This window comes from Corallococcus sp. AB038B (genome assembly GCF_003668955.1).
Classification (GTDB): domain Bacteria; phylum Myxococcota; class Myxococcia; order Myxococcales; family Myxococcaceae; genus Corallococcus; species Corallococcus exiguus.
The window spans coordinates 1-383 of the sequence record NZ_RAWO01000412.1 but is presented as its reverse complement, the minus strand read 5'-3'; the positions used below and the strand labels follow the sequence as shown (position 1 = coordinate 383).

The following is a 383-nucleotide window of genomic DNA, read 5'->3' as shown; positions in this document are numbered from 1 at the left end:
GCGACGCGCAGCCAGTGGGAGCAGCGCTCCGATACGGACAGCAAGGGCCTGCCCCTGTGGGGCCTGACGATGAGCGCGCGAGACCTGGCGCGCTTCGGCCTGCTGCTGCTCGCGGACGGGGCGTGGGCGGGAACCCGGGTCGTCTCCTCGGCGTACCTCTCCACCGCGACCCACTCCTCGCAGACGCTCAACCCCGCCTATGGCCACCTGTTCTGGCTCAATGGCAAGGCCTTCACCCTGATACCGCCGCTGAGCGCGCGCATCGACGGCCCGCTCATTCCCAGCGCACCGCAGGACGTCTTCGCCGGACTGGGCAAGGACGACCAGAAGGTCTACGTCAGCCGCTCACTGGGCCTCGTGGTGACGCGGCTGGGTGCTCAGGC

1 pseudogene is annotated in these 383 nt (G+C 70.0%); it reads left to right on the top strand.

Annotation, left to right across the window (positions count from 1 at the left end):
* A pseudogene (locus D7Y04_RS43730) lies at positions 1-383 on the top strand (serine hydrolase); the annotation flags it as partial.